The sequence below is a fragment of the Pseudoalteromonas sp. 3D05 genome, assembly GCF_002723455.1.
Lineage (GTDB): Bacteria > Pseudomonadota > Gammaproteobacteria > Enterobacterales > Alteromonadaceae > Pseudoalteromonas.
Genome location: NZ_PDUS01000001.1, coordinates 124,956 through 151,535, shown reverse-complemented (window position 1 = coordinate 151,535; position 26,580 = coordinate 124,956). Strand labels below are relative to the sequence as shown.

Annotated in this window: 23 protein-coding genes; 14 read left to right on the top strand and 9 right to left on the bottom strand. The window is 41.0% G+C overall.

Annotated features, from left to right (window positions below):
* Window positions 1-3: 3 nt before the first annotated feature.
* From CSC79_RS00690 to CSC79_RS00655, 8 genes are all read left to right on the top strand, one after another.
* Window positions 4-2,208, top strand: coding sequence for a heparinase II/III family protein (locus tag CSC79_RS00690; RefSeq protein ID WP_099292943.1), 2,205 nt, complete (start codon window positions 4-6; stop codon window positions 2,206-2,208).
* A gap of 11 nt (window positions 2,209-2,219) precedes the next feature.
* Window positions 2,220-2,567, top strand: a complete 348-nt coding sequence (locus CSC79_RS00685; RefSeq protein WP_099292941.1) for a cupin domain-containing protein — start codon at window positions 2,220-2,222, stop codon at window positions 2,565-2,567.
* Window position 2,568: 1 nt separating this feature from the next.
* Window positions 2,569-3,867 (top strand): MFS transporter, encoded by a 1,299-nt coding sequence (locus CSC79_RS00680; RefSeq protein ID WP_099292939.1) that lies wholly within the window; start codon window positions 2,569-2,571, stop codon window positions 3,865-3,867.
* A 66-nt stretch (window positions 3,868-3,933) separates the two neighbouring features.
* Window positions 3,934-4,860 carry a sugar kinase gene (locus CSC79_RS00675; RefSeq protein WP_099292937.1) on the top strand — a complete coding sequence of 309 codons (927 nt, stop codon included), beginning with the start codon at window positions 3,934-3,936 and terminating at the stop codon, window positions 4,858-4,860.
* A gap of 85 nt (window positions 4,861-4,945) precedes the next feature.
* The gene (eda, locus tag CSC79_RS00670) at window positions 4,946-5,566 is read left to right on the top strand and encodes a bifunctional 4-hydroxy-2-oxoglutarate aldolase/2-dehydro-3-deoxy-phosphogluconate aldolase (RefSeq protein ID WP_099292935.1); all 621 of its coding nucleotides are present in this window, start codon (window positions 4,946-4,948) and stop codon (window positions 5,564-5,566) included.
* Between the two features lie 10 nt (window positions 5,567-5,576).
* On the top strand, window positions 5,577-6,656 hold the full coding sequence (fbaA, locus tag CSC79_RS00665) for a class II fructose-bisphosphate aldolase (protein ID WP_099292933.1): 1,080 nt from the start codon (window positions 5,577-5,579) through the stop codon (window positions 6,654-6,656).
* Entirely contained in the window at window positions 6,656-7,624 is a 969-nt protein-coding gene (locus CSC79_RS00660) for a class 1 fructose-bisphosphatase (protein ID WP_099292931.1), read from the top strand. Before fbaA ends, CSC79_RS00660 begins: the two co-directional genes overlap by 1 nt.
* A 651-nt stretch (window positions 7,625-8,275) precedes the next feature.
* On the top strand, window positions 8,276-11,230 hold the full coding sequence (locus tag CSC79_RS00655) for a TonB-dependent receptor (protein ID WP_099292929.1): 2,955 nt from the start codon (window positions 8,276-8,278) through the stop codon (window positions 11,228-11,230).
* Window positions 11,231-11,483: 253 nt separating this feature from the next.
* On the opposite strand, the gene CSC79_RS00650 is transcribed toward CSC79_RS00655, so the two are convergent.
* Window positions 11,484-12,215, bottom strand: a complete 732-nt coding sequence (locus tag CSC79_RS00650; protein WP_099292927.1) for an FCD domain-containing protein — start codon at window positions 12,213-12,215, stop codon at window positions 11,484-11,486.
* 593 nt (window positions 12,216-12,808) lie between these two features.
* Here CSC79_RS00650 and CSC79_RS00645 point away from each other — a divergent pair.
* On the top strand, window positions 12,809-13,054 hold the full coding sequence (locus CSC79_RS00645; RefSeq protein WP_099292925.1) for a YfhL family 4Fe-4S dicluster ferredoxin: 246 nt from the start codon (window positions 12,809-12,811) through the stop codon (window positions 13,052-13,054).
* A 68-nt stretch (window positions 13,055-13,122) separates the two neighbouring features.
* Here CSC79_RS00645 and dld read toward each other — a convergent pair whose 3' ends face one another.
* The 4 genes from dld to CSC79_RS00625 form a co-directional block, all read right to left on the bottom strand.
* Complete coding sequence (gene dld / locus CSC79_RS00640) at window positions 13,123-14,811, bottom strand: D-lactate dehydrogenase (RefSeq protein ID WP_099292923.1); 1,689 nt, start codon at window positions 14,809-14,811, stop codon at window positions 13,123-13,125.
* A 13-nt stretch (window positions 14,812-14,824) separates the two neighbouring features.
* Window positions 14,825-15,223: a ribbon-helix-helix domain-containing protein gene (locus tag CSC79_RS00635; RefSeq protein ID WP_099292921.1), complete on the bottom strand. Its 399-nt coding sequence runs from the start codon at window positions 15,221-15,223 to the stop codon at window positions 14,825-14,827.
* A 39-nt stretch (window positions 15,224-15,262) separates the two neighbouring features.
* Window positions 15,263-15,820, bottom strand: a complete 558-nt coding sequence (locus tag CSC79_RS00630; RefSeq protein ID WP_099292919.1) for a DJ-1/PfpI family protein — start codon at window positions 15,818-15,820, stop codon at window positions 15,263-15,265.
* A gap of 178 nt (window positions 15,821-15,998) precedes the next feature.
* Window positions 15,999-16,883, bottom strand: coding sequence for a LysR family transcriptional regulator (locus tag CSC79_RS00625; protein ID WP_099292917.1), 885 nt, complete (start codon window positions 16,881-16,883; stop codon window positions 15,999-16,001).
* A gap of 124 nt (window positions 16,884-17,007) precedes the next feature.
* Between CSC79_RS00625 and CSC79_RS00620 the strand changes: the two genes are divergently transcribed.
* The 3 genes from CSC79_RS00620 to CSC79_RS00610 all read left to right on the top strand — a co-directional run bounded on the left by CSC79_RS00620 (window position 17,008) and on the right by CSC79_RS00610 (window position 19,441).
* Window positions 17,008-17,640 carry an NAD(P)-dependent oxidoreductase gene (locus tag CSC79_RS00620; protein ID WP_099292915.1) on the top strand — a complete coding sequence of 211 codons (633 nt, stop codon included), beginning with the start codon at window positions 17,008-17,010 and terminating at the stop codon, window positions 17,638-17,640.
* 62 nt (window positions 17,641-17,702) lie between these two features.
* Window positions 17,703-18,725, top strand: coding sequence for a kelch repeat-containing protein (locus tag CSC79_RS00615; RefSeq protein ID WP_099292913.1), 1,023 nt, complete (start codon window positions 17,703-17,705; stop codon window positions 18,723-18,725).
* On the top strand, window positions 18,722-19,441 hold the full coding sequence (locus CSC79_RS00610; protein ID WP_099292911.1) for a Sir2 family NAD-dependent protein deacetylase: 720 nt from the start codon (window positions 18,722-18,724) through the stop codon (window positions 19,439-19,441). Before CSC79_RS00615 ends, CSC79_RS00610 begins: the two co-directional genes overlap by 4 nt.
* 48 nt (window positions 19,442-19,489) lie before the next feature.
* On the opposite strand, the gene CSC79_RS00605 is transcribed toward CSC79_RS00610, so the two are convergent.
* The 3 genes from CSC79_RS00605 to CSC79_RS00595 form a co-directional block, all read right to left on the bottom strand.
* Entirely contained in the window at window positions 19,490-21,562 is a 2,073-nt protein-coding gene (locus tag CSC79_RS00605) for a bifunctional diguanylate cyclase/phosphodiesterase (protein ID WP_099292909.1), read from the bottom strand.
* 384 nt (window positions 21,563-21,946) lie between these two features.
* Window positions 21,947-22,627, bottom strand: a complete 681-nt coding sequence (locus CSC79_RS00600) for an SDR family oxidoreductase (protein WP_099292907.1) — start codon at window positions 22,625-22,627, stop codon at window positions 21,947-21,949.
* Window positions 22,628-23,100: 473 nt separating this feature from the next.
* Window positions 23,101-24,096: a DUF4382 domain-containing protein gene (locus CSC79_RS00595; protein ID WP_099292905.1), complete on the bottom strand. Its 996-nt coding sequence runs from the start codon at window positions 24,094-24,096 to the stop codon at window positions 23,101-23,103.
* A 257-nt stretch (window positions 24,097-24,353) separates the two neighbouring features.
* Here CSC79_RS00595 and CSC79_RS20030 point away from each other — a divergent pair, with 257 nt between their 5' ends.
* Both CSC79_RS20030 and CSC79_RS00585 read left to right on the top strand, forming a co-directional pair.
* Window positions 24,354-24,497, top strand: a complete 144-nt coding sequence (locus tag CSC79_RS20030; protein WP_167850786.1) for a hypothetical protein — start codon at window positions 24,354-24,356, stop codon at window positions 24,495-24,497.
* 304 nt (window positions 24,498-24,801) lie between these two features.
* A complete protein-coding gene (locus tag CSC79_RS00585; RefSeq protein WP_135473409.1) occupies window positions 24,802-25,107 on the top strand; it encodes a hypothetical protein in 306 nt (101 codons plus the stop codon).
* 83 nt (window positions 25,108-25,190) lie between these two features.
* On the opposite strand, the gene astB is transcribed toward CSC79_RS00585, so the two are convergent.
* Window positions 25,191-26,531: an N-succinylarginine dihydrolase gene (astB, locus tag CSC79_RS00580; protein WP_099293549.1), complete on the bottom strand. Its 1,341-nt coding sequence runs from the start codon at window positions 26,529-26,531 to the stop codon at window positions 25,191-25,193.
* Window positions 26,532-26,580 lie beyond the last annotated feature (49 nt).

Below are 26,580 nucleotides of genomic sequence, written 5' to 3'. Positions count from 1 at the left end.
TAGATGTCATTATTAAACTTACAAACAAAGTTAAAGGCAGGTGCATTGTCTGCGTTACTTGCTATTACATCGCTGAGCTCTTTAGCAGCTCACCCTAATTTAGTAATAACTGAAGAAGATGTGGTGAAAATGCGTGGTGCACTTGATACCCAGGGGGCTTTTAGTGAGCGTTATCACAGCTTAAAAGCACTGGTAGATAAGGAGATTGCTTTTCCTATTGTTGTGCCTGTGCCTAAAGATGGTGGTGGTGGTTATACACACGAGCAACATAAAAAGAATTATCAGCTTATGTATCGCGCAGGTATTATTTACCAGCTTAGTCAACAACAGAAATACGCTGACTACGTTCGCGATATGCTACTTGAGTATGCCACACTGTACCCCACTTTAGATGTTCATCCCCAGCGTAAGGTGAACTCACAAAACCCAGGTAAGCTATTTTGGCAAAGCTTAAATGAAGCTATGTGGTTAGTGTACACAATTCAAGCCTATGATTTAGTGCATGATGCATTGACTGACCAACAAAGCAATACGATCGAGCAAAAGCTACTTCGCCCTGTTGCGTTGTTCTTATCGCAAGGGCAACCATCAACATTTAATAAAGTACATAACCATGGTACGTGGGCTACGGCTGGTGTGGGTATGGCAGGTTACGTTATGAATGAACCTGAATGGGTTGAGCAAGCCTTGTATGATTTAGATAAGTCAGGCAAAGGCGGTTTTTTAAAGCAGCTCGATATGTTGTTTTCACCACAAGGTTACTATAACGAAGGTCCATACTATCAACGTTTTGCATTGTTACCATTTGTGACTTTTGCGCAAGCGATTACACACAATGAACCAGAACGCAAAATTGCAGAGCACCGTGATGGTGTATTGCTAAAGGCAATTGATACCACGATTCAGCTTAGCTATAACGGCTTATTTTTCCCAATTAACGATGCGATTAAGAGTAAAGGAATAGATACCGTAGAGCTTGTTCATGGTGTCACGGTTGCTTACAGCCTGACTAATGACACTGGCTATTTAGACATTGCAGCGCAGCAAGATCAAATAATTTTATCAGGTGATGGCTTAAAGGTAGCACAGGCACTTGATAAAGGTTTAGCAACGCCTTACCCATTCAAGTCGGTGGCATTTGGTGATGGCAGTGATGGCAAAGAAGGGGCGCTGGTGATTATGCGCAGCCAACTTGATGGTGATCAAGCTCTTTTATTTAAACCTGCAGCACAAGGTTTAGGGCATGGCCATTTCGATAAATTAACGTGGCAGTTTTATGATAAAGGGCAAGAAATAATTTCAGATTACGGTGCGGCTCGGTTTTTAAATGTAGAAGCTAAGTTTGGTGGCCGATACCTGCCAGAAAATAATAGCTACGCAAAGCAAACGGTTGCTCATAATACTGTAGTAGTTGATGAAACGAGTCACTTTAACGCTAATGTAAAGGTGGGTAATAAAAATGCGCCTTCACTCAACTTCTTCGAAACATCTGATTACGGCACAGTATCCAGTGGTGAAATTAGCACCGCTTATAAAGGGGTTGAACTAGAGCGCACCCTTGCTTTAGTAAATCTAAAAGAGCTTGAAAGTACCGTTGCACTGGACTTATTCACTATCGATGCAGATAAAGCTCATCAGCTGGATTTACCTTTACACTATAAAGGCCAGCTAATTGATACCAATTTTGAGTTACAAGCTAATACCAAGCAGTTATCTGCATTAGGAGATAACAGTGGCTACCAGCACCTTTGGCTAAAAGCGCAATCAGCGCCTAAGCAAGGGTTGGCAAAGGTGTCTTGGTTGAATGAAAATGGCCGTTTTTATACTTTAACATCATTGGTCAATGGTGATGAGTCCTTCCTATTCACCCAAGTTGGCGCGAACGATCCTAACTTTAATTTACGTAATGAACATGGCTTTATTCGCAGGGTATCAGATAAAAAGCAGCATCAATTTATCTCAGTGCTGGAGCCTCACGGGGAATATAACCCAAGCAAAGAATACACCTTAGTCGCTGAAAGTAGAGTGACCAACCTTAACCACACACAACGTGATGAGTTGGTGTTTGTTGAGCTTGAAATTGCACAAAAGCACTATTTGATAGTCATCAACAAGGCTGAGCTTGCAAGTAAAAAATCATTTAAATATCAAAATCAATCATATTCATTAAACGGCCGTTTAGGCGTTTATTTGATGAACAACATTTAGGAGTATTTGCAATGAAAAAGCAAAGCGAGCACTTTACCTTTGGTAACGAAGCTGAAATTGAAGACTTAGGAAACGGTTTAAAACGCCAAATGCTTGGGTATAACGAAGAGTTAATGGCAGTAAAAATTTGGTTCGCAGAAGGCGCAATAGGTTATAACCATGCACATCGCCACTCTCAAGTAACATATGTTGTAGAAGGTGAGTTTCACTTTAATATTGATGGCGTAACTAAAGTTTTAAAAGCGGGCGATAGCTGTTTTATTCCTCCGTATGCTGATCACGGTGCAACATGCCCTACAGGCGGTATTTTAATTGATACATTCAGCCCTGCGCGTGAAGACTTTTTAGAGGAAAAATAATATGAAACTCCAAGGCTTACGCTGGTGGATTATCGCTTTGATTGCGTTGGCTACCATTATTAACTATATCGATCGTCAGGCATTAAGTGTTTTATGGCCAGATATAGTTGAAGAACTATTCCCCGATGAATCAGCACTTGAGCGTAAACAAATCTACGCCAATATTTCTATTGTGTTTGTATTTTCCTATGCATTTGGTCAGGCTATTTTTGGCAAAATATTTGACTGGGTCGGTACTCGATTTGGCTTTGTTTTATCAATAGGTGTGTGGTCACTTGCAACAGTGGCACATGCTTTTGCGCAAGGCGTGCTTAGTTTAAGTATTTTTCGCGCGATATTGGGTGTGGCAGAGGCAGGTAACTGGCCTGGCGCTGCAAAAGGAAATGCTGAATGGTTTCCAACTAAAGAGCGTGCTTTAGCTCAAGGTATATTTAACTCTGGTGCAGCTATTGGCGGTATTATTGCTATTCCTCTTATTGCTTACTTAACAGTCTACTTTAGCTGGCAAATGGTGTTTGTGGTTGTTGGTGTAATGGGTTTTTTATGGTTAGTGCCTTGGTTAGTTTTAGTTAAAGCTCCACCAGGTTCGCATCCATGGCTGACTGAAGAAGAGAAGCAATATATTTTATCTGGTCAACGTCGGGAATTAAATGACGATGGACAAGAAGAGGAAGAATATAACCCATCAACTAAAGAGTTATTAAGTCGTAAGCAAAGCTGGGGCGTGATTATCGCTTCTGCGGCTATTGATCCTATTTGGTGGTTATTTGTATTTTGGATCCCTATCTACCTAAATGAAGTGTATGGCATGGATGTTAAATCAATTGGTATTTATGGCTGGGTGCCTTATGTGGGCGCTATGTTTGGTGCTTGGTTTGGCGGCTTATTAGCGCAAAATCGCTTAAAAGCAGGCTGGAACACAGACAAAACACGAAAGCTGACTATTACGCTTGGTTGTTTAATTATGTTACCCGCTTTACTCGCAATGGCAAACCCAGGAGAGCCCGTTGTTGCGGTATTAATTATGGCTGTTATCTTATTTGGTTTTCAAACTGCAATTGGTAATGTTCAAACCCTGCCAAGTGACTTATTAGGCAAAAAAGCGGTCGGGACTTTGTCTGGTTTTTCAGGCATGGCAGCAAAGTTAGGCGCTGTTGGTCTCACCTCCTTAGTTCCTTACTTAACCGCTGGCGGAAATTACACACCTGCGTTTGTTATTGGTGCCTCTTTAGCCATTACTGCAATGTTGGCTGTCTGGGTTTTAATTCCAAAAATTGAGCCACTCAAAGAGCCTAAATAACAGCCTGTATAGCGCCAGAGTGACCTCAAAACTCTGTCGCTTACATACGACAAAGGTAAGTTGAAAATGAAAAAAATATTCTTTTTAGGTGAGTGTATGCTTGAGCTGAGAGCTATAGATGGCACAACACTCAATCAAGCATTCGCGGGCGATGTATATAATTCTGCCGTGTACCTAAAGCGCTGCTTTAACAGCATTAACTCTGTGATAGTAACTGCATTAGGCACGGATGCGATCAGCCAAAAAATGCGCCATTGTTTTGTTGAAGAGCAACTGGGCACGCAATTAGTTTTTGCGCATGCAGAGAAAGTGCCTGGTGTGTATTACATTGAAACAGATGAGCACGGAGAGCGTAGCTTTACTTATTGGCGTAATGATTCAGCTGCTAGAAAAGTGATTGATTTTTATAATCCTACGGTTATAGATGAGCTTGCTTCTGGAGATATGTTTTTTTTCTCAGGAATATCGCTTGCCGTAATTGAGCCTAATGCTCGGGCAGCTTTTTGGCAATCCATTGATACCTTAAAAGCTGCTGGTGTAAAGATTGTTTTTGATCCGAATTATAGAGCTAGATTATGGCAGTCTATTGAAGAAACCAAGCAACAGTACGCACTTGCTTTTCAATCTGCTGATATTACGTTACCGGGCGTGGAAGACTTACAGGTTTTATATGCAGTGGAGTCGGTCGAAGATGTACTCGCGCACCTCAGTAATTATGGTATTAACGAAATTGTTATAAAAAATGGCCCTGAATCAGTTTTAACTTTGGCTGATGGCCAGTTAGATCGACACACGATTACACCAGTAGAGAACGTTGTTGATACAACATCAGCAGGCGATGCCTTCAATGGTGTTTATTTAGGAGCCCGATTATCAGCATTACCTGTGAGTGAAGCTGTTAATAAAGCTGCAAAAGCAGCTGCAGTTGTAATTCAGCAGCCGGGCGCAATTACTGCTAAAACGATTTTCAATAGAGCTATGGCTGATACCTAATACTTTACTTTTAACGAAAAGGCTTCAATGCATTGCCTGAGTCTTTTTGTCTCAACACATAATAACGATTAAGAGAGATATAACTATGACTCGTTTTACTGAACTTATGTCAGGACAAACATTGCTTCCTTTAATTCAAGCCGATGATGTAGATCAAGGAGTAAATATAGCTAAAGCTATGGCGGCAGCAGGATTAGGTTTAGTGGAAGTCGTGCTTCGCACAGGTGCATCGTTAGCTGCAATAAAAGCAATTAAGAAAGCTGTGCCTTCATTAAAGGTAGGAGCAGGCACAGTTATTAATGCTGAAATTTTACAACAGGCACTTGATGCAGGCTCCGATTTTATTGTGACTCCAGCGGTTTCTCCTTTGTTATTAGAGTCATTAAAAAAATGCCCAGTGCCAGTTGTACCTGGTGTGTCAAACACCGCTGATATTCTACTGGCATTAGAAGCCGGTTTTACAGAACAAAAATTATTTCCTGCTTCACTATCAGGGGGCGCGCCATTTTTAAAAGCTATTTCGACGGTGTTCCAAGGTGTGACGTTTTGCCCAACAGGTGGTGTCAATGCGCAAAATAAGCACGAGTACCTTGCTTTAAATAATGTAATGGCAGTGGGTGGAACGTGGGTTGCGCCTAAAGAGTGGGTTGAACAAGAAAATTGGCAGGCGATTACTGATGCCTGCATTGAGGCAAATAAAGCATAAGGGACTAAAAATGGGATCTTTACTAGCCAAAGTTAAACCTGGCGTTATTGTGGCTGACGATGTTGCAAATGTATATGCGCATGCTCGAGAGCACCAATATGCCCTACCTGCGGTTAATGTGATTGGTACATCTTCGATAAATGCGACCTTGCATGCAGCAAAAAAAGCTCAGTCGCCAGTGATTATTCAACTGTCTAATGGTGGCGCACAATTTTTTTGTGGTAAAGCTTTAGTCTTACCTGAGCAACAAGGAGCAGTTCTTGGTGCTGTAAGTGCCGCTAAATACGTTCATTCAGTGGCAGAGCATTATGGTGTGCCAGTTATGCTGCATACCGATCATGCGGCAAAAAAATTATTGCCGTGGATTGATGGCCTACTCGATGAAGGGGAGCGATACTTTGCACAAACTGGCAAGCCTTTATTTAGCTCACACATGATTGACCTTTCAGAAGAGTCACTGCATGAAAACATCGAAATTTGTGAGCGTTATTTAGCACGCATGGCCAAAATAGGTATGACTTTGGAAATTGAATTAGGTTGTACAGGGGGGGAGGAAGATGGCGTAGATAATAGCCACCTTGATAGCGCATCTCTTTATACCCAACCTGAAGATGTTGCATACGCTTATGAAAAACTAAGCAAAGTGAGTGCTAACTTCATTATTGCAGCATCGTTTGGTAACGTTCACGGAGTTTATAAACCCGGCAATGTTGTGTTAACTCCAAGTATTTTAAAAGACTCCCAAGCCTATGTTTCGCATAAGTTTAATTTACCTTACAACAGTTTAAATTTTGTGTTTCATGGTGGCAGTGGTTCAGAGCAAGAAAAAATAGCTGAATCACTAACCTATGGCGTTGTAAAAATGAACATTGACACCGATACGCAATGGGCGTGTTGGGATGGTGTGCTTAATTATTACCAAAATAACCAAGATTACTTACATAGCCAAATCGGTAACCCCGACGGTGACGATAAACCAAACAAGAAATACTATGATCCGCGAGTGTGGTTAAGCCATTCAGAACAAAACATGACGATGAGATTATTGCAGTGTTTCACCGATCTTAATTGTATTAATAGGTATTCATAATGAAACGACTCATTCCCGTATTAAAAAGTGATGGTGTTGAAACAGATTTGATTATGTTGATACGCACTATTTTAGCAACCAGTAAAGAGATTGCGTTTCGTGTAAGCCAAGGCGAGCTGGCAGGCGTGTTAGGTTCTACGCTTGATGAAAATATACAAGGCGAAGTACAAAAAAAACTCGATGTAATAGCTAATCAATTACTTAAAGATATGTTGCTTGAGGAAGATTCGGTAGCTGCGATTGCCTCCGAAGAGGAAGACCATGCCGTAGGTGGTAATCCCGATGGTCGTTATATTGTTGCTTTTGATCCACTAGATGGTTCATCAAATATTGATGTAAATGGTCAAATTGGCACTATTTTTACCATTTATGCGAAGCGTGATGACGTGCCTTATGACAGTGATGAACAGTTTGTTCAGGCCGGCATTAAACAAATGTGTGCAGGTTATGTACTTTATGGCCCTTCGACTTTGTTAGTTATGAGCACCGGTGGCCCAACACGTTGTTACACACTCGATTTGACTCATGGTGGTTTTTTGCTAACCACCCCTGCAATGGCTGTGACGCGCGAGAGCAAAGAGTTTGCTGTAAACATGGCAAACTACCGCTATTGGCACGAAACAATTCAAACTTATTTTGATAATGTGCTGTATGCTAGCCAAACGTTTGAGAACAGCTCAATGCGTTGGAGTGCCGCTATGGTGGGAGATATACATCGTATTTTATCTCGAGGCGGAATATTTATGTATCCAGAAGATAAACGTTCAGGAAATGACAATGGGAAAATAAGATTACTTTATGAAGCTAACCCACTGTCTATGTTGATTGAAAATGCGGGAGGGCATGCTTACTCTCGTGGCCAGCGCATTTTAACGATGGAACCGGATTATATTCATCAGCGGGTACCCGTTGTTATGGGATCTTCATCTGCCGTGGCACTTTTTAATTTGACGGTTTATGAGTCGTAACGCTTCTGAGGTATATCTTTGAGTGATACGCTATAAAATGATCAATCAGAAAGTGAAAATTGTAGCGTAAGTTCAACAAGCTTTTATTTTATCCCTATTTCCCCCTTTTTTATAGCTAATGACAAGTAAGATACAAGAGTGATATGTCAACTTTACTCATATTGAGTAAGGTATTGTTATAAATAAATCATTTTCAAAACAAGCCTAGTCCTATTTAAAACAGTTAACTAATCAAACTATACTCAAGCTGCAGGTTGTTATTAATGCTTTTAGTTATGCGGAAGTCGCGATTTTATAATCTAGTCTTAGCGATATAATTTTTAACATAGCGACGCCTTTTTCTGTCGTGTTTTGGTTAACCAATTAGTTTTTTTTAAATTGTATGACTGCTACATTAGTCTTAATAGTAAATTAATAAAGTAACTAAATTGACACCAAAACAATTTAAGGCCTTATTTATCAATGGTTTATGCTTTAATTCGAATTGAGGTTTATTGGTAATATAAATTGGTTTAACTTTTTATTAAATGTTATTACCAAAAGGGTTGATCTTTTTCTGTTCAAGTGTAATTATTTGGTTAACCTTTTGTGAAAGCGAACGGCCAATGACAACAAATATAAACCAAAGCATTCGAACACACAGGAAACACTATGAAGCATAAATTATCTAGCGTTACATTAGCGATACTTTCAGCTACTGCATTAAATGTTGCCTCAGCGCAAGAAGCAAAGCAGCAATCTGTGGATGAACTAGAAGTAATTGAAGTGTCTGGTATCAGGCAGTCGCTTACTAATGCATTAGCACAAAAGCGTTCAGCAGCGAGCCTTGTAGAGGTGATAGAAGCCGTCGATATTGGTAAGTTACCGGATCAAAATTTAGCTGAAGTATTAGAAAATGTGACCGGTGTACAGATCACGCGTCAAGCGGGAGTCGGTACAGGTGTACAAATTCGTGGTACAAATGCGAATCGCACAGAAATTAATGGTGTTTCTACAGTGGGTTCGGGCTCGGGTAGAACAGGTATCAGCTTTGAAGATGTGTCTGCATCAATGATTTCTGGTGTTGAAGTGATTAAATCACCAGAAGCTAAAACAATAGAAGGCTCAGTTGGTGGTACCATTAATCTGCGTACTATTCGTCCATTGCAGCTCAATGAAACGCTTGCTGCGTTTCGCGTGCAAGCAGAAGACAGCAGCTTATCTACAGATAGCGCAACTCCAAGAGTGTCAGGTTCTTGGGGTGATAATTGGCAACTCGACTCAGGTGGTGAGTTCGGTGCCGTATTTAGCGCAAGTTACGCAGAGCAAGACGTAACAGCATTTCGACCTCGTGCCGACCGTGATAACTCTGTTGCAGCAGGAAGTGATGCAGCGAGCGCTCAACCTTTTGACTTTTTACCAATACAGTTTTTGATTCAAGACTATGATAACTATGAGTCAGAAACAGTTAACTTTGCCGGAACGCTTGAATGGGCACCGAGTGAAAACACGAAGTTCTTTTTTGATGCAGTAATAAATGACCAAGACCGACGTCAAGAAAGTTCGCGGGTTCAAGCATCTGGCGTGAGTGACCTGCGTAATGTTGCAGCCCCTAGCGAATTTGAAACGGTTGATTTTGGCATCCTCGATGGTCAAGATTTAGGAAGCATTCAAGCTGCGTTAAAAGGCGTCATTCCCGTTGAAGACGGAGGCGCAGATCCTAATTTACGTTTTTCAAGTGATACAAATTCACGTCAAACAGACAGTCAAATATTTCGTATAGGCGGTGAATGGCAAGGCGATAGCTTATTTGTCAGTATGGAGGCGTCATCGTCGCGCTCTGACTCAAGCACACCAAGTTTTAATACAACATTGAACTTCATTAACCCTAATGTAGCTAGCAATGACTCGAACGAAAATGGAACTCCTTTTGAATATGATTTGAGTGGCGGGGCCCTCGCATTTGGTATTGCCCAAGGGGAAGCAAATGCGCCAACCAGCGCGCAGCTGTTAGACCCTGCAAATGTTGTATTACGCGATGTAAACCAAGGGCGTGATACAACTGAAAACAAAGAAGATGCCCTCAGAGCTGACTTTAATTATTACCTTGATGGTACAATTACATCGGTTGATTTTGGTTACCGTTATAACAAATCAAGCAGCACTTCAGATCAAATTCGTAATAACGTGGGTTTACGTAAAATGGCAGATAGCCCATCAGGTGATTTATTTGCAGAATTGCTAGTGGCAGGGCCTGATAATTTTAACAAAGCAGATGGTCGAGCCCTCTTTATCAAAGACTTTTTATTAGTAAACCCAGAGCTTGCTGGATCAAACCCAGATTACGTACTGGAAGTATTAAATAAAGCGATTGCAGCGAATAATGCGATAACAGGGTCTGATCGTGCTCCAATTAGTTCGCCTACATCTCAAGTGAGTGCGTTTTTTGATATTGAAGAAGCCACGCATGCACTCTATGCGCAAGCAAACTTTGAATATGGAATGTTCCGAGGCAATGTTGGTGTGCGTTATTTGCAAACAGAAATTACTTCAACGGGTAACTCTGTCACAACCGACGATGACGGTAATCAAGTTGTTTCACAAGTTGTATCGGAAGCAGATTATAATTTTGTATTACCTCGTTTAAACGTCAGTGCAGATGTGTCTGAGGATGTGTTGGTGCGTGTAGGTTGGTCTAAAGATATCCGTCGGCCAGATTATAATGATTTATCTACGTCGGTATCTTACAGCACAAGCCCTAATTCAGCGGTTGCAATTGGTAACCCAGGCTTAGAGCCTGAAGAGGTAACGTCGTTTGATATTTCAACAGAGTGGTACTTTGCTCCTTCAGCTTTAGTGAGCGTAGGTTATTTTCATAAAAAGCGTAAAGACCTGCATGTTACAAAACAAGTTGACCCCTATGAAGACCCAGCTACGGGGTTTCGTGATGTTGTAGGCCCGGCTTGTGAAGCTGGAGGTACATTTAACCCAATTGCTGATATTAATGTATTTGGCCCAGAGCCAGGCGTTGGTTTGTGTGTACCGACTCAAACAACAGTTAATGATTCAGATACACGAACTCAGCAAGGTGTCGAGTTAGCATTTCAATATGATTTATCTGAGTTTGAAGGTGATTTAGGTTGGGCATCAGGGTTTGGTGTGATGGCTAATTATACGTATCAAGAATCATCTGGGGGCGAAGCAATTGATAATGCAACGAGTCGTGCAAATGCCGTATTTGCATTAACAACGGGCATTGATGATATTGATGTTTCTGCTAAACAGCCGCTTTTAGATCTGTCTGAAAATGCGTATAACTTTACTCTCTACTATGAAAAATATGGTTTTTCAGCGCGTGCAAGATACACGTGGCGAGAAGGTTACCGCTCAGAAGACTTTGGTAGTACATCTAGCTACCCATGGGGCTTTCCTGTTGTGCAAGAGGACCGCGGCCAGCTAAACGCAAGTGTTAACTATGATGTAACTGAGCAATTTAGTGTTGGTATTGAAGCTGTAAACTTAACAGAGTCAGATGTCAGCCAGTCTTGTGTTAATGAAGGAGCGTTGCTGTGTTACCAAGGTTTAACAGATCGCCGTATAACGCTTGGTGCAAGTTACCGTTTTTAATGAGTTAAGTGTGTGAGTACCAATCAATAATTGGTATAAAAGCAAGCCCCTAGGCTTGCTTTTTTTTTGCATTATTTTTAGATGTAGCCAGATCTGTAAAAACCATAAACATTCAGGTCTGTATTTTACACCTTACTCTTAATTACTTGGGAGTTTTTTGAGCAGTCATATCAAGGCAGGTTAGAGCTGTAAAGCAACACAAATAGTAAAGGCACAATAACGTGCCTTTTGGGGGGGAATATAGAAGTAAAGTTTATTTGGTTAAATGAGAGATTGAATACAAACCACGTGTTTCATTTGTTTTACGTTTTATCTCTTCAAGAGCTTTCTTTTCGCTTGCAGCAAAGAGTGAATTAATTAAACGGTTAAAGTGATTATGCATAGCTTTTCGAGCTGCAGACGAATCATGGCTGGCGATAGCATCATAAATCGAAGTGTGCTCTTGTAAACGCTGCTCGTCGCTTTGTGAACAAACATCATCATAGGCCGCGATTATTTGTGGCTCGGTGCGCCTTAACTTCCAAAGGTTTTGAATAGACATGAAAATTGCGTTATTACGGGTCGAGTTAGCAATTATCTCATGAAAGCGTTGGTCAGCTTCAATTGCCATTTCTGGTACTTGCATGTCGTCCAAGCTTTGCTTTAACTCGGCCAGTTCATCATCTTTAATTGTTGCAGCAGCTAAGGCTGCAGCTTCAGCTTCAATGAGGGCTCTAGCTTGGGTTAGTTCAAATGCACTAATGGGTTTATCAATTGCCTCTACTTTCTTGGTGTCTGTAACAAAAACGCCCGAGCCCGTTTTAACTTCAACACGGCCTCTGACTTCAAGCGCAATAATGGCCTCCCTAATTGTAGGTCTACTTACTTGATGAGTTTCTGCTAATTCTCGCTCAGCAGGTAAACGGCTTCCAACATGATAGACACCTTGATCTATTGCGGCTTCTAACTTATCAACAACGTTCCAAAAACGTCTACGCCTTTTCATTTGCTATTCCCCAAGTTTACTAAACGGTCGATTGCATTGCTATGAGGTGGATAATAATCAAGCAGAACATACCGCTAAACACTCCACAAATTGGTAAAATAATTGGTAAAAAAATTACCCTAATTGGTAAATTACATTTCTTAGTTTAGCTTGTCAATTTGCTTTTGTTTAAATTTAGCTGCAAAACAAGCGATTAAAACCGCTTTATTTAAAGAGTGCCATGATAGATTAGGGCTATTGTAACCCTTAAATAAATATTTATTAATATAATTATGAGGTTACACCTATTTAAAAGGTACGATTTTGACCCACTTGCGGAAAATAACATAGACACGAATATAAGGGGAGAATTTTATAAATTTGTTATATATAAAGGGCTCCCGCTGTGTTTCTTGATTAAAATCAAAAGAGCATACATATATTTAAGGCATACTACGCGGCAGTAATCAGTATTTAAAAATAGGCTAACCACTTGAGGGTTGTTCAAAAAAAGCACTAATGTTAAATCATAAAAGTATTTATTAAGCCTCAGGGCTCAGGCTAACTCTAGTCATTACTGAATGCCACACACTATTCATTAAATAAGGGTAAAAATGGCTCTACTTATAAACAGCAAATGCATTAACTGTGATATGTGCGACCCAGAGTGCCCTAACGAAGCCATTTATATGGGCGCCAAAATCTACCAAATCGATCCCGCAAAATGCACCGAATGCGTGGGCCACTACGACAAACCTACTTGCGTGAGTGTATGCCCGATAGATTGCATAAAGCCCGATCCTAATCATCGTGAGAGCTTAGATGAGCTAGCAGAGAAATATGTAAGGTTAACGGGGTAACTATTAGCGCACCATACTGAAGCTATTGAGTACTGTGCGCTTTTAAACATGGACTAACTCTCAACAACTCACTCTGCGTAATCACGTTTTTTAGACATGCCGCCAATGCCTGCATTTAAGGTGTTGGTTGGGTCCAAATTGCGGTAATTATCAGCCAGTGCTGGCTTTGCATGATAATGATGCCCTACGTTATGCTCAGCTGGATACTCAGCGCCGCGTTGCTCTAATAACTCAAGCAGGGCGGCTTTAACAGCTTCGCAGTCTTCTCCTTTTTTTACTAAGTAATCTTGATGGAATACGTGGCATAAAAAATGGCCGTAGTAGAGTTTGCTTATGAGTTTATTGGTAATGCTAGGTGGCAGTTTTTCAAACCAATCGGTGTCGTTACGTTTTAAGGCAATATCCAGTGCGAGTATATCTTCTACTTGGTGGTGATTTACTTTGGCGTATTGCACAGCAGCGCCTGCGGCTGCAAAACGCAGTAAATAGGCTGCTTTAGTTTCTTGCTCGTCGCACTGGAAAAAATCGAGGAGATATTCTTTTTGTACTTGCTCAAGTAACATTAAGGTGTGTTGATATGCATTGCCTTTAACGGTCAAGATTAATTGATGTTGATATTGCGTATTATACTGCTTTAGCGTTTGAGGCGTTTGGCTTGGGAATAGCTTTGTAAGTCGGTAAACGAGTTTATCGACTGCGTTTTTTGGTAAAAAAGGCAGTTTTTGACAAACTGTATCTAATTGGCGTTTTATATTAAAAAATTTGGGCAGCCAGTTAGTGCCTAAGTTCTTGATTAGAAGCACTGTGTCGCGGCCATAATCATCCGCAAGTTCAAACATATCACGATGCAAATACTCGGCATACACTGGTAGGCTAGTGGCTTGCTCGAGTAGTGTTTTACGTACAGCTTGCAATGCGCTACTTGAATTAGTGCCTAAATAAAACGTATGTTCAAGTTCATTTTTAGCAAAGGTGTCTACACGCACGGCAAATACTGCAAGTTTACCAGCACAGCCGCTGGCTTGATATAAGCGCCTAGGATCTGCGTTAAAACGTGCTGGCGTGTCTTGATCTGTTTTTCTTACCCAGTCGGCATAGTCGCGGTCTGATGCGTGTTTTGAGGTTGTTTTGATATCAGACTGAGTGTAATTTCTATTTTGTAAGTTAGTGAGTATTTGCTCGGGTGTGGTGCCAAGTTCAATATCAAGGTTGTTAATTAAGCTGACTGTTCCATCGTTGTTTATTTGTGCGTATATGGCCAGCTCCGTGTAAGCTGGGCCTCGCTCTACCAATGCGCCACCTGAGTTATTGCAAACCCCGCCAACAATTGATGCACCAATGCATGATGAGCCAATTACTGAGTGAGGCACGCGCCCAAACGGTGCTAATGCTTTTTCTAGTGAGAATAAGCTGGCACCTGGAAATGCGACAATTTGTTGCTGCGCTGGCAGTACCTGAATATCTTTGATACGTGTGGTGTTGATGATTACCGTGTTTCGGTCGCAATTTTCAGTTGGGGTGGAGCCACCCGTTAACCCTGTATTGGCAGCTTGCATAATAATAATCACTCCTGCGTCTACGCAAGCGTTTAAAATATGCCATTGCTGCAATAATGTCGCAGGCTTTACAACCGCAAGTGCCGGGCCTTGGCCTTCTCTAAAGCCTTTACGGTATGGGGCTGTTGCGCGTTCAGAGGTTAGTACATGCCGCGCGCCCACTAAGTCTTTTAATGAGGCAATAAGTGATAAGTGTGACATTTATATTCTCAGATTAGTTTATAGCGGGTTTTATAGGCGAGTCTTCGAAGCGTGTTTTGCGCAGTGTTGTACGAAGTTGTTCCTGCTGTAAAACGTGTTTTGCATCGATATCGTTAAGTGCCACAGTCTCATCTCGTGCTATATCGCCATCTGCCACCAGCGATAAATAGCGTGAGCAACAGACCCGTAAGAACGACGTAAAGTTGCCAATATCATGGTCAGCATCAAGAGATTCAAGGTAGAGTTTGGTGATCATTTGATTAACTGTCATTTGGTCACGAAACGCCACCTCAGCTAGAATATCCCAAAAGAACTCTTCGAGACGAATAGAGGTGACTACGCCATCAATACGTAAAGATTTGGTACGACATGTCCATAGTCGGCTGTCAGCATTTATAAAAAGTTGGCACATATCATTTAACCCTTGATGCTTTGTACGTTGATATTATGTTTATAACAATGCCACAAATTGTTTTAACATGGCAGGGTGGGCAGGCCATGCAGGCGCAGTGACTAATTGGCCGTCGGTTATTGCACCATCCATAGGAAGTTCAACATATTCTGCACCGGCCATTTCTACCTCAGGTTGGCATGCAGGGTAGGCAGAGACTTTTTTACCTTCAATAACACCTGCCGCTGTGAGTAATTGTGGGCCATGGCAAATAGAAGCGATTGGTTTGTCTGCCTTGGCAAAATGTTGAATGATTTCAATCACAGTTGGGTTTAAACGTAAATACTCAGGGGCACGGCCGCCCGGTAAATAAAGCGCGTCATAATCGTTCATATCAATTTGTGCAAAGCTCGCGTTGAGTGCAAAGTTGTGACCACGTTTTTCTGTGTAAGTTTGATCCCCTTCAAAATCATGAATTGATGTTGCTATGGTATCACCGGCTTTTTTATCAGGGCATACGGCATCAACATCATGTCCCATTGCTAATAACGCTTGAAAAGGCACCATGTTTTCATAGTCTTCTACAAAGTCGCCAGTGATCATAAGTACTTTAGCCATTTTATGCTCCGTTTATGTGTAAAAAATGTAGGTATAAGTACCCTACGTATTGTTGATTTATAGTAAAACATACACAAATCGGGAACGGGTAATATACCAATACTACACGCTGTATTTGTAGTGCATTGGAATGACTTTAAAATGGGGGAAATTAATTTAGGTAAGCGCTAATCAAAAGTCACAGTATGTCGTGTTGCCAACGCTGGGCTAAAAAGTCGATAAAAGCTCGGACCAAATTTTGTTGAAAGTTGCGTGATAAGTAAACGGCCCATAAATGGTTGCCAGGGGTAGAATAGTTGGGCATTACTTTAACCAGTTGCTTTGTTTTCAAATATTCATGCGCTAAATCACAAGGTAGATTTGCAACTCCTATTCCACTGATTGCTGCTTTTCGTAACACTGTCATATCATTGGCTTCAATATTACCTTTTACTGAGATTTTTTCATCTGAGTTTTCCCCCAAGAAATGCCATGTTGAACTACCACTGTGTGATAAACAGTTATGCTTTAATAAATCTTGTGGAGTGATAATGGGACTGTTATTAGCTAAATAGTCTGGGGATGCACATACCACTGTACTTATAAACATTAATTTACGAGCAATAAGCTGTTCATCGGGCTGGTGAGTATAACGCAGGGCGATGTCTACGCGTTCATCCACTAGTTGCGATAGGCTATCTGAGAGCACCATTTGAAACTTCGTATTCGGATGTAAGCCTACAAACTCCTCAATTGCATCAAATAATAAGTTTTGTCCAAGGCCAATTGGGGCTGCAATTCTGACTGTGCCCACCAGATCGTTATTGTGACTATGGGCTCTACTTTGCAAATCCGATACGGTGCTGAGTAATTGCTTGCAGTAGACAAGCGCCTCTTCGCCTTGATTGGTTAAACTGACTTTACGTGTAGTGCGGTGAAATAACCGCAAACTCAGCCAATACTCAATGTCTTGTACGTGGCGGGTAACTTGTAAGCGACTTAGGTCTAAGTTGTTAGCTGCTTTTGTGAAGCTGCCAGTACGGGCGACTTCAACAAAGCTTTGGATTGCAGTTATTTTGTCCATTAGTATCCTAATTTGAACTAATGTGTGTCTATAAAGTTTATTTATCATCAATTAGTGAGCAAGTAAACTGATTATCAACAGCTGAGGTACGACTCAGGTGATAAAACTTTTTAAGGATACAGATATGAATATAACTATTTTAGGTGCAACGGGTTGGATTGGCGGTGAGCTCACTGCACAAGCATTGCTTCGTGGCCATCAAATAACAGCAGTAGCCAGAAACCCTGAGAAATTAACCACAAATAACGTCACTGTAAAGAGCTTTGATTTGCAATCAAATGACGATATAACCCCTTTGCTTACTGGTGCTGATGTGGTTATTGCGTCAATTGGCGGGCGTGCCGAAGGCAATCATGAGTTGGTTGCCCGTACTGCAAAACGTTTGTTAACGGCTCTGTCAGGAAGTAATACTCGTTTACTGTGGGTCGGTGGTGCAGGAAGCTTAGAGATTTCACCTGGCGTTACTTTAGTATCATCACCAGATTTTCCTGCAGAATATAAAGATGAGGCTTTGGCGCAAGGTGAAGCTTTAGATGTTTTTAGAGCAAGCAACACTGCTACAAAATGGACATTTGTAAGCCCCGCAGCTGTTATTTACCCAGGCACGAGTGAAGGCGCGTATCGTATTGGGGGGGACGCCTTTTTTACTAATGAACAAGGTGAAAGTAAAATTTCAGTCGCTGATTACGCCCGTGCAATGTTAGATGAAGCACAAAATGCCGCGCATATTAATCAACGTATTAGTGTGGCTTATTAAGGTTTTTTTCAAAGGCACATAAATGTTATTCTTGATCAACATGTGATCAGTGAATGATATTTATGAGCCTACTTTTCTCCATTGCTTTAGCAAGTTTACCTGCCTTACCTGAACCCGTTGCAAATAACGCGGTTGCTAAAGTTGTTGTAAACAAACACCCTTATTTTTTAAGCTTTATGGGTTTAGGTGAAAATAAAGATCACCACAGTGTGCATAACAAAGTGTGGGCGCTAAAACTCGGTGACAAGCAGTGGCAGGCAAAATCACCTGTGCCCAGTAGTTTGCAGCCCAAAGGGCGTTTAGCCAGCACCGCTGTAGGCCTTGGCGAATATGCTTATGTATTTGGCGGCTATACGGTTAGTAGTGATCACACAGAAATATCCAGCCCAGATGTCTATCGTTATGATTTAAAAAATGATCGCTATACGCAGCTTGCAAATATGCCGGTACCTGTGGATGACAGTGTGGCATTGAGCTATCAGCAGCGTTATATCTATTTAGTTAGTGGCTGGCACAATGATGGCAACGTTAATTTAGTGCAAGTATATGACACACAAACAGATACTTGGCAACAAGCCTCGCCGTTTTTAGGTGAGCCGGTGTTTGGTCATGCAGCTGCGATCAGTGATAACACTATTGTGATTTGTGATGGCGTTAAAACTCAAGCAAACGCTGATAAACGACGCTCATTTGCTCCAATTGCTCAGTGCTTAAAAGGTACCATAGACGCTACCAACCCTTTAAAAATAGATTGGCGAACATTGCCTCACCCAACCAGTGCGGCGCATTATCGTATGGCGGCTACAAGTTTGAAAGGTCGCATTTACATGGTGGGAGGGTCTGCAAATCCTTATAACTACAATGGTATGGGATATAATGGCAAACCAGCGCCAGCGAGTAATCATGTTTGGCGCTTTGATGCAGCTAAAAATAATTGGCAAATAATGACAAAAGCCGATACAGCGAGTATGGATCATCGTGGCTTATTAGAACACCAAGGCAGCGTGTACCGTATTGGTGGCATGAATAATGATCAAAAAGTAATAGCCGATGTACTTGGTTATAAGGTTAAGTTCCCCTTATGAATACTCTTTATATAACAGGTGCTGGTGTGAGTGCGGCTAGTGGCATTCCAACTTTTCGTGGAGAAGATGGCTATTGGACTATTGGCAGTCAAAACTATACGCCAATGGAAATGGCCACTCGCGCAATGTATAAAAACAATCCTCGTGAGTTTTTAGCATGGTATTACCATCGTTTTGCGACTTATCGACATCATGGTCCTAATGAGGTACACCATTGGCTTAGCGATAAAAACTTAATCACGCAAAATATCGATGGACTAGACGGTAAAGCAGGAAACAGCGAGTACATTGCTATTCATGGCCGGCTTGATCAAATGACGTTGTTTCATCATCAGGGGGATGATGTCACACCACAAGCTACACCTTGGGATAACGTAAACGAAAGCCGCTTGCATAATTCGTTGCTTGAACTGTTTAAAATTGAAAACTCCCAGCCGGTGCTTAACCAATCGCTAAAGCCCTTTGTGCTGCTATTTGATGAATATTACACTGAACTTTATCGTATTAGTGAAGCTCAATCGCGAATGCTTGCGGCTGATAAAATCGTATTTATGGGGACGTCATTTAGCGTTAATATTACGCAAATGGCATTGGAAATTGCGCGCAACTACGACATACCGATTGAGGTTGTTGACCCCGCTCCGGCCCATGTTATGCACTCAAATGTCACTTATAAGAAAATGACAGCACTGGAGTACATTCAAAACCACGGGTAATTTGCTTTAACCACATAAGCCAAAAAACCGTAATTAGAATACTTTTCGTTATTCTAGTGAGAAGGCGATCATTTGCTCGGCGGGTAACGGTTTACTTAAATAAAAACCCTGAGCGATGTCGCAGTCAAGCGCATTAAGTAAATCGAGCTGTTCCTTGGTCTCGACGCCCTCTGCGACTACCTCTATTTCTAGACTATGTGACATGGCAATAGCCGCTTTAACTAAATTACAATTCGCTTTATTGTCCGTTATGACACTGATAAAACTACGGTCTATTTTGAGGACATCGAATGAATATTGACGTAAGTAGCTTAAAGAAGAGTAGCCTGTACCAAAGTCATCCATTGATAACTTTATACCTAGCTCATCAATTCTCTTAAGTGCATCAGGTATAGAGTCTTGGCTATTCATTAATACACCTTCGGTGATTTCTAATTCTAAACATTCGTGATTTATATTATTTTCATTTAATGAATGAATAATCATATCGAGTAGCTCAGGGTCCCTAAACTGACAGGGTGATAAATTAACAGCCATCGTATACTCTTGTTTGTGAGTTGCTTGCCATTTTTTTAAAAAAAGCAGAGCTTGTTTCATTACAAACTCGCCTATAGGGATAATTAAACCAGTTTGTTCAGCAATGGGTATAAATTCATCTGGCGTAATTGCGCCAAGTTTGTTGTTATGCCAACGCAGTAATGCCTCTGCGCCAACGAGCGTATTAGTTTGCACATCTATCTGAGGTTGGTAATAAACTTCAAATTCACTTTTTGCAAGTGCGCCACGCATCTGCTCTTCTATTTCAAAACGGCGTTGCATAGCTGTATTCATTTGTGGGGTAAAAAAAGAAGAGGTGTTTCGGCCAAGTGCTTTTGCTTGATACATCGCTGTGTCTGCATTACGTAATAATTCAGACGCTGACGTTCCATCTTTGGGTGACATAGCGATGCCAATACTTAATGTAAGAATTAATTCTCTTCCCTCTAGTTTAAAAGGTTTTCTAAACGCGTTGAGTAAGCGTTCAGTGATAGCTTTGGCATTACTTTCATCATTTAAATTAGAAATTAAAATAATAAACTCATCACCACCTAATCGACCAATAGTATCGCTTTGTTCTAAAACATTTTTTAACCTACACGCAGCTTCAATCAAAAGTTTATCGCCTACTTCATGACCTAATGAGTCGTTCACTTTTTTAAAGTTATCAAGATCTAAAAAGAAGACTGCGACTTTTTCATGTTTGCTCTTTACTGAGCCTAACATTTGCGATAACCGGTCAAGTGACAAAAAACGGTTAGGCAATGCAGTTAAGCTATCAAAATGCGCTTGATGGCGAATCAACTCTGCTGAACGATGGTGCTCTGTAATATCACGAATGATCATCATGATTTGGTTTTTCTTTGGCAGCAAGCGCATTCTGGCTTCATAATAACTAGTGCCATCAGGCGTACTTAATTCATATTCAAAATTGACCATTTCGTAGTGTGTGAGCGCTTTTTCTATATTCAGCTTAAACATTTGCGCGACTTTATCAGGTAGCACATCAACCATTTTTTTACCCACAAACTGTTCAGGTGAGATGTAGAGGTCATTTTTATTGCTGGCATGATAATCAGTGATTGTCCCATGGTGATCTAACACAAAAAATAAGTCAGGTATTGCTTCAAATATTGTTTGTAACATACTGGCATTTAATGTGGCTTCGGCTTGTGCTTTATGTACGTCGGATAAATCAATGTCAATGCAATACATTTGCTTGGCGTTGTATTGATTGGTAAGCATTACATGGCTTGAAAATACCGCAACCTCACTGCCATCTTTATGACTCAACGTGAGTTCTGCTGCTGGGATTTCGATTCCTAGCGTAACCCAATCGCTATGAGCTTTTATAACGGGTTCTTGCATAGGTTCTGGAATAATTAAACTTTCGAGCCTCTTGCCCATAGCCTCTTGCTGAGTATACCCGTAGAGTATTTCACTGCCTTTGTTCCAGTAAATGACTTGCCTTTGCTCATCATAGCCCTGCACCGAAATAGAATCGATTGCATCAAAAAGTTGATGCAATCGATCATTAGTCACATAGTGGCCTGTGGGCAAACTCTTGGCATTGTCTGTAGCCATTCACAGATGTCCTATCATTGGGTGTATCTAATCTATAGCATAGACAAAAAGGCGTGATTTTTAGTAGTTATTCACTGTGGTTTTTGCAAAAAGCGCTTATTTATTATTGATATTTCGAGGTAATTAATGAAGCAGAAGAGGTAGATAGGCTTAAAGCCTATCTACTAATTATATTAGGGTTTGTTGACCTTCTAAGGTTAAATTTGCAGTAGTCTATTTGGTACTTGGGCAAGTCAACGCCTGTGCTGTGATGACTCCTCATAAATAGGAGATAACAGTATCAATGTCCAACAGGCGGTTTTGTCGAGGGGCGATTGACTCTTTATAGCTTGGTTTTGACTTAGCCGACTAGGTTACAAACCTCGCGCTATGATTAAACGGCTGCTAGTTTGTTGGCATTAAAAATAACTCGCGCACGTTACACCGAGGGTTGGCTTCAATAGCAAATAAAACCGCTTCCGCCACGTCGGTTGGATCAAGCTTGTCTGGTTTGGCTTCATCAAAAAATGGGGTATTTACCATGCCAGGCGCTATTGTAGTGCAGCGGCCTTGCCACTCTTTCATCTCTTCTGCGAGGTTTTGGCCAAAACCGTAAGCAAACCACTTGGTTGCTCCGTAAATTGAGCCTGGAATAGTAACCCTTCCTGCAGCAGAGCTGGTTAAAATAAAGTGCCCGGTGGTTTCACGTAAATGAGGCAAAGTGAGTTTTGCGGTGTAAAGCAACGCATTAATATTTATATCGAGCATCTGACGCCATTCGTCTACATCACCATTCTCTGTGCCGGCTGTGCTTACGCCCATTCCAGCATTTGCGAAAGCAACATCCAAGCGGCCATATCTTTTTATACCTTTTTTAACGACATTTTCTAGCTCATTAAAGTCAGTTGCATCTGCAGTAATAGCATAGGCATTTTCAGCTCCTAACTCATCTACAAGAGCTGTTAATTTGTCTTTGCTGCGTGCGGTTAAAATGACTTTATGGCCATTTTCAACTAATGTTTTTGCTGTAGCTTCCCCAATACCACTGGAAGCGCCTGTAATAAGTACTATTTTTTCTTCGACCATGTTTATTTCTCCTTAATTACATATTCAAAAGAGTGTGATACTAACTAACTTTAATTAGAGCGTGTTGTTCACACTAACATCCTTCGATTAACTCAAATTGAATAAGCTGATGTTAAGAAAATATAACTATAAAAATTTAAGTGGCTAACTTTGGATATGTGAAATGAAATAGTTTTAATTGCGTTATCGCCACATACTCGCGCGACTTTTATTTGATGGTTAAATTTGAGCTAGCTTATGCGAAGTAGTGGCCTTTAGTTAGAAGCTATGGGGGTTTGCTTATTTTTATATTGTGCTGAGTTACAGCAATAATCAAAGAAATTAAAACGTGAAAGTATGCTTTTAATATTTTCGCAACGTACGCTGCACATTGCAGAGTCGGTGACCTCGAATAGGTACCAGAACGTAGATAAAAAAGCCCGCCAGCGTTAACTGAGGGGCTTTTCTTCCTAAACAGGACAAATAGTTTTTTGTTACTGACTAACAGTAAAAGTTACGTCAAGATCATCACCCGCAGTTACCGTAACCGGTTTAACTTGATACAGTGTAAATGCCTCATCGCGTAGTTCAGCATCATCAATATGTGCCGCACAGGTATAAGCTAATTGGTAATCACCAGCAGTGATGAAGGCAAGCTCAAACTCATATTGATTGTCGTCACTATCAAATACCACATTGGCTGTCGCTAAAGGCGCATCAGCAGGAGTTTCATCTTCGGTTACTTCGTAATTATCCAGTGGCTCGGCTACATCATTGCCATAAAGGTAAACAGCATGACCAAATGAGCCATCTTCAGCAGCCAGTGCGATATTGTCTGTTTCGCAGTTGGCAATAAGTGCGTCGCTTATAGTACCTTCAATTTCTTCTGACTCAGCTAAGTTTTCTAAACGAACGCCGCGAGGTTTTAAGAATATTTCATCGCTGTTTTGTGGATTTACAAGCGACTTCTTCAAGTCGAATTCAAGTACAAAATCATTATCAGTTTGATTTAGGGTAAAGCCGTCAAGTTGAATCTCACCAATACCGTCGTTACCCTTACGTTTAACAACCAAAGGTGCAATGCTTCCGTCTTCATACACAACGTGTGAGGTCATAGTAAGGTCATTTTTATCGCCATTAATAACATCGGCACGGATCCATGAATATTGCCCAGTTGGCACGTCTTCATCATCTATTAATGAGAAAACATCATCGCCAGTGTAATCAAGCAAATTTACCATTTCAGGTTTAGTTTGGTCATCTGTCTGGCGTGTTTCAAAGGTAATATCTTCTGCGCCATTAGTTTGTCTTAAGGTGATAGAGTTAAATACAACGTTAACCTCACGTAACCCGCTGACCGGTGCATCGGAAACACCTAAGTTAAATTTTGCCGATTGTGGAGTTGTTGGCGAATCAATATTGTCTGAACCACCACATGCCGTGAGTGCAACTAAAATAGTGCTACTTAAAAGTGTTGTTTTGATGTTCATAATTTAACCTTTTCCTTCTCAGTGTTGGCGTCAGTATAGGAGTTAATACTTAACACAACTTGAATTAGGGTTGATTAATACCTATTAGATTTAGTCGGTTTAATTGGAGGCCTAGATAATGGTTAGCACTTATATTTGCTGATGAAACTCATTACTAGTAATTGCTTAAACCATATCCGCCATTTCTACATTTTTGCTCCACATTTGTTGGGTAATTTTACGGTGTTAACGCCAGCCCCATAAAACCAGGAATAAAAATGCACGTCTTAGATTTAGAAAAACAAGGTGAAGTAAACACATTAATGACGTTAGTACTCATCAATTTATTAGGGCGTGTTGACCTTTGTGGATTGAAATTTGTTCAACCTAGGGGCGATTTAATCGCGGCGCGAGGTTTGTAACCTAGCGGGCTAAGTAAAAACCGAGCAAAGCTACCGCGTCCTGCTAGCGCCCCTTACCTACATCCATGTAGGTAACAAAGAGTCAATCGCCCCTAGGAAGAACCCTTTGGGCAGCGCATGTTTGGCATTTATACTGCGTTATCGCCTATTTATGGGGAACAACCACACTGCATAGGCGCTGCCTTGCCTAAATACCAAACATACTGCTGCAAAATTAATCACGAAAGGTCAACACGCCTTAATATTATTGGCTAACCTAATCAGCCCTGATGGTTGGCTGAACATACTAACCTATAGTTTAACTGTGTTAGTGACAGCGGTTATTGTTGTATTGCTTGGTAATGGCAAGAAAACACTCACTATATGTAAGCATGGTGTTCATACGCTTTCTATTTTTAAGCGAGCGAATTATTTTTCGGCTAAACAAATTAACCATATTCGTCCTTATTCAATATGTGGCATAAAAGGTGTGATTATTACGGGTGAGAAGTTTATTTGTGTGGCGCCTTTCTATACGCTTACAAATAAGCACCAACAACGTTTAAAACGCTATGAAAATGGCTTATATGAATGGCTTATAACATTACAAAATCGTAATGATTACTGCTAAAAACCTTTTTATATCGCTGTAAGTTACTTATTACTAACAGCGATAGTCCTAGATAGAGCGTTAAAATCAATACTCAGTACAAGTTAACGCTGGAATGAATATACAGAGCCCAGTTTTAATATTTGCGTTAATTCGTCAAGCGCTTGTCGACTTTCCAATAATAAGTTCGGATCTGCAAAATCATCACTGGTCAGTCTATCGCGGTAGTTGTCGTTGGCCCATGCACACAGCTGCAGGTATTTATCATCTGTTAAGATAACCTCTGGGTTAACAGCTGCGAGTTCTTGTTGGTTAAGTGCAACACGTAACCGTAAGCACGCAGGCCCGCCTCCATTTTGCATACTTTGCTTTAAATCAAAAAACTGAACCTGATTAACAGGGTTATCTGCCGCGATCATTTCATTTATAAAGGTATTTACGGCGTTGTTATTTTGGCATTCTTGCGGCGCTACTAGCATCATATTGCCATTATTTAAACTAACAAGCTGGCTGTTAAAAAGGTAGCTTGAGACAGCGTCTTGAATACTTACTTTAGCTGTTGGCACCTCAATGATATGCAGTGTTTTTTCGCCTATATAGGCACGCTTTATTTGTTCAATAGCTTGCGGCTGATTAATAAAGGCTTGTTCATGACACAGCAGGACATTTGCGTTACCCACGGCAATAACATCATTATGGAACACACCTTGATCGATTACATCTGGGTTTTGCTGTAGCAAAATTTGGCTGGTGGGCTTTAATTCATGTAACCGGCAGATAGCTTGTGAGGCCTCAAGGGTTTGACGTGCTGGAAACTTGGCGGGTTTTGGTAACGCGCTATTAAAGGCGCTGGCGCCATATACAAACATTTCAAGCCCTGTGCTGGCATGATCATCCGCTAATCGAGTGTGGTTTGCTGCGCCTTCATCACCAAAAAAACCTTGTTCAGGAAGATGAGTGTGATGACTAAAGTAAGTGTCATTATTGAACATAGCTTTTAATAAACGCGTAGTCGTTGCAGGCTCTAGAGAACGATGAAATTTATTGTTTAAATTTGCGGCAGTAAAGTGAACCTTGCCATCAAGTGTATCAGCTGAGGGAGAAACGGTTGCAGCATTTGCAGTCCACATCGCTGACGCTGAATAGCACGCGCGCAGCAGAATTGGGTCAACCTTAAAGGCTTTGGTTATTACATCTGTATCGCTACCACTAAAACCGAGGTGGCGTAAAACATCTACGTCGGGCCTTGCATGAGGAGCGAACACACCTTGGGTTAAGCCTAAGTCATGCATGGCTTTCATTTTAGCGAGACCTTGAAGTACCGCCTCTTTAGGATTGGAATAGCTTGTCGCATTATTTAGTGATGCGACGTTTCCGTATGATAATCCTGCGTAATTGTGAGTCGGGCCTACAAGGCCATCGAAGTTTACTTCTACTGCTTTAATCATTATGAGACAACATTTTTAGGTTTTGTATAACTATAGTGAAATTTAT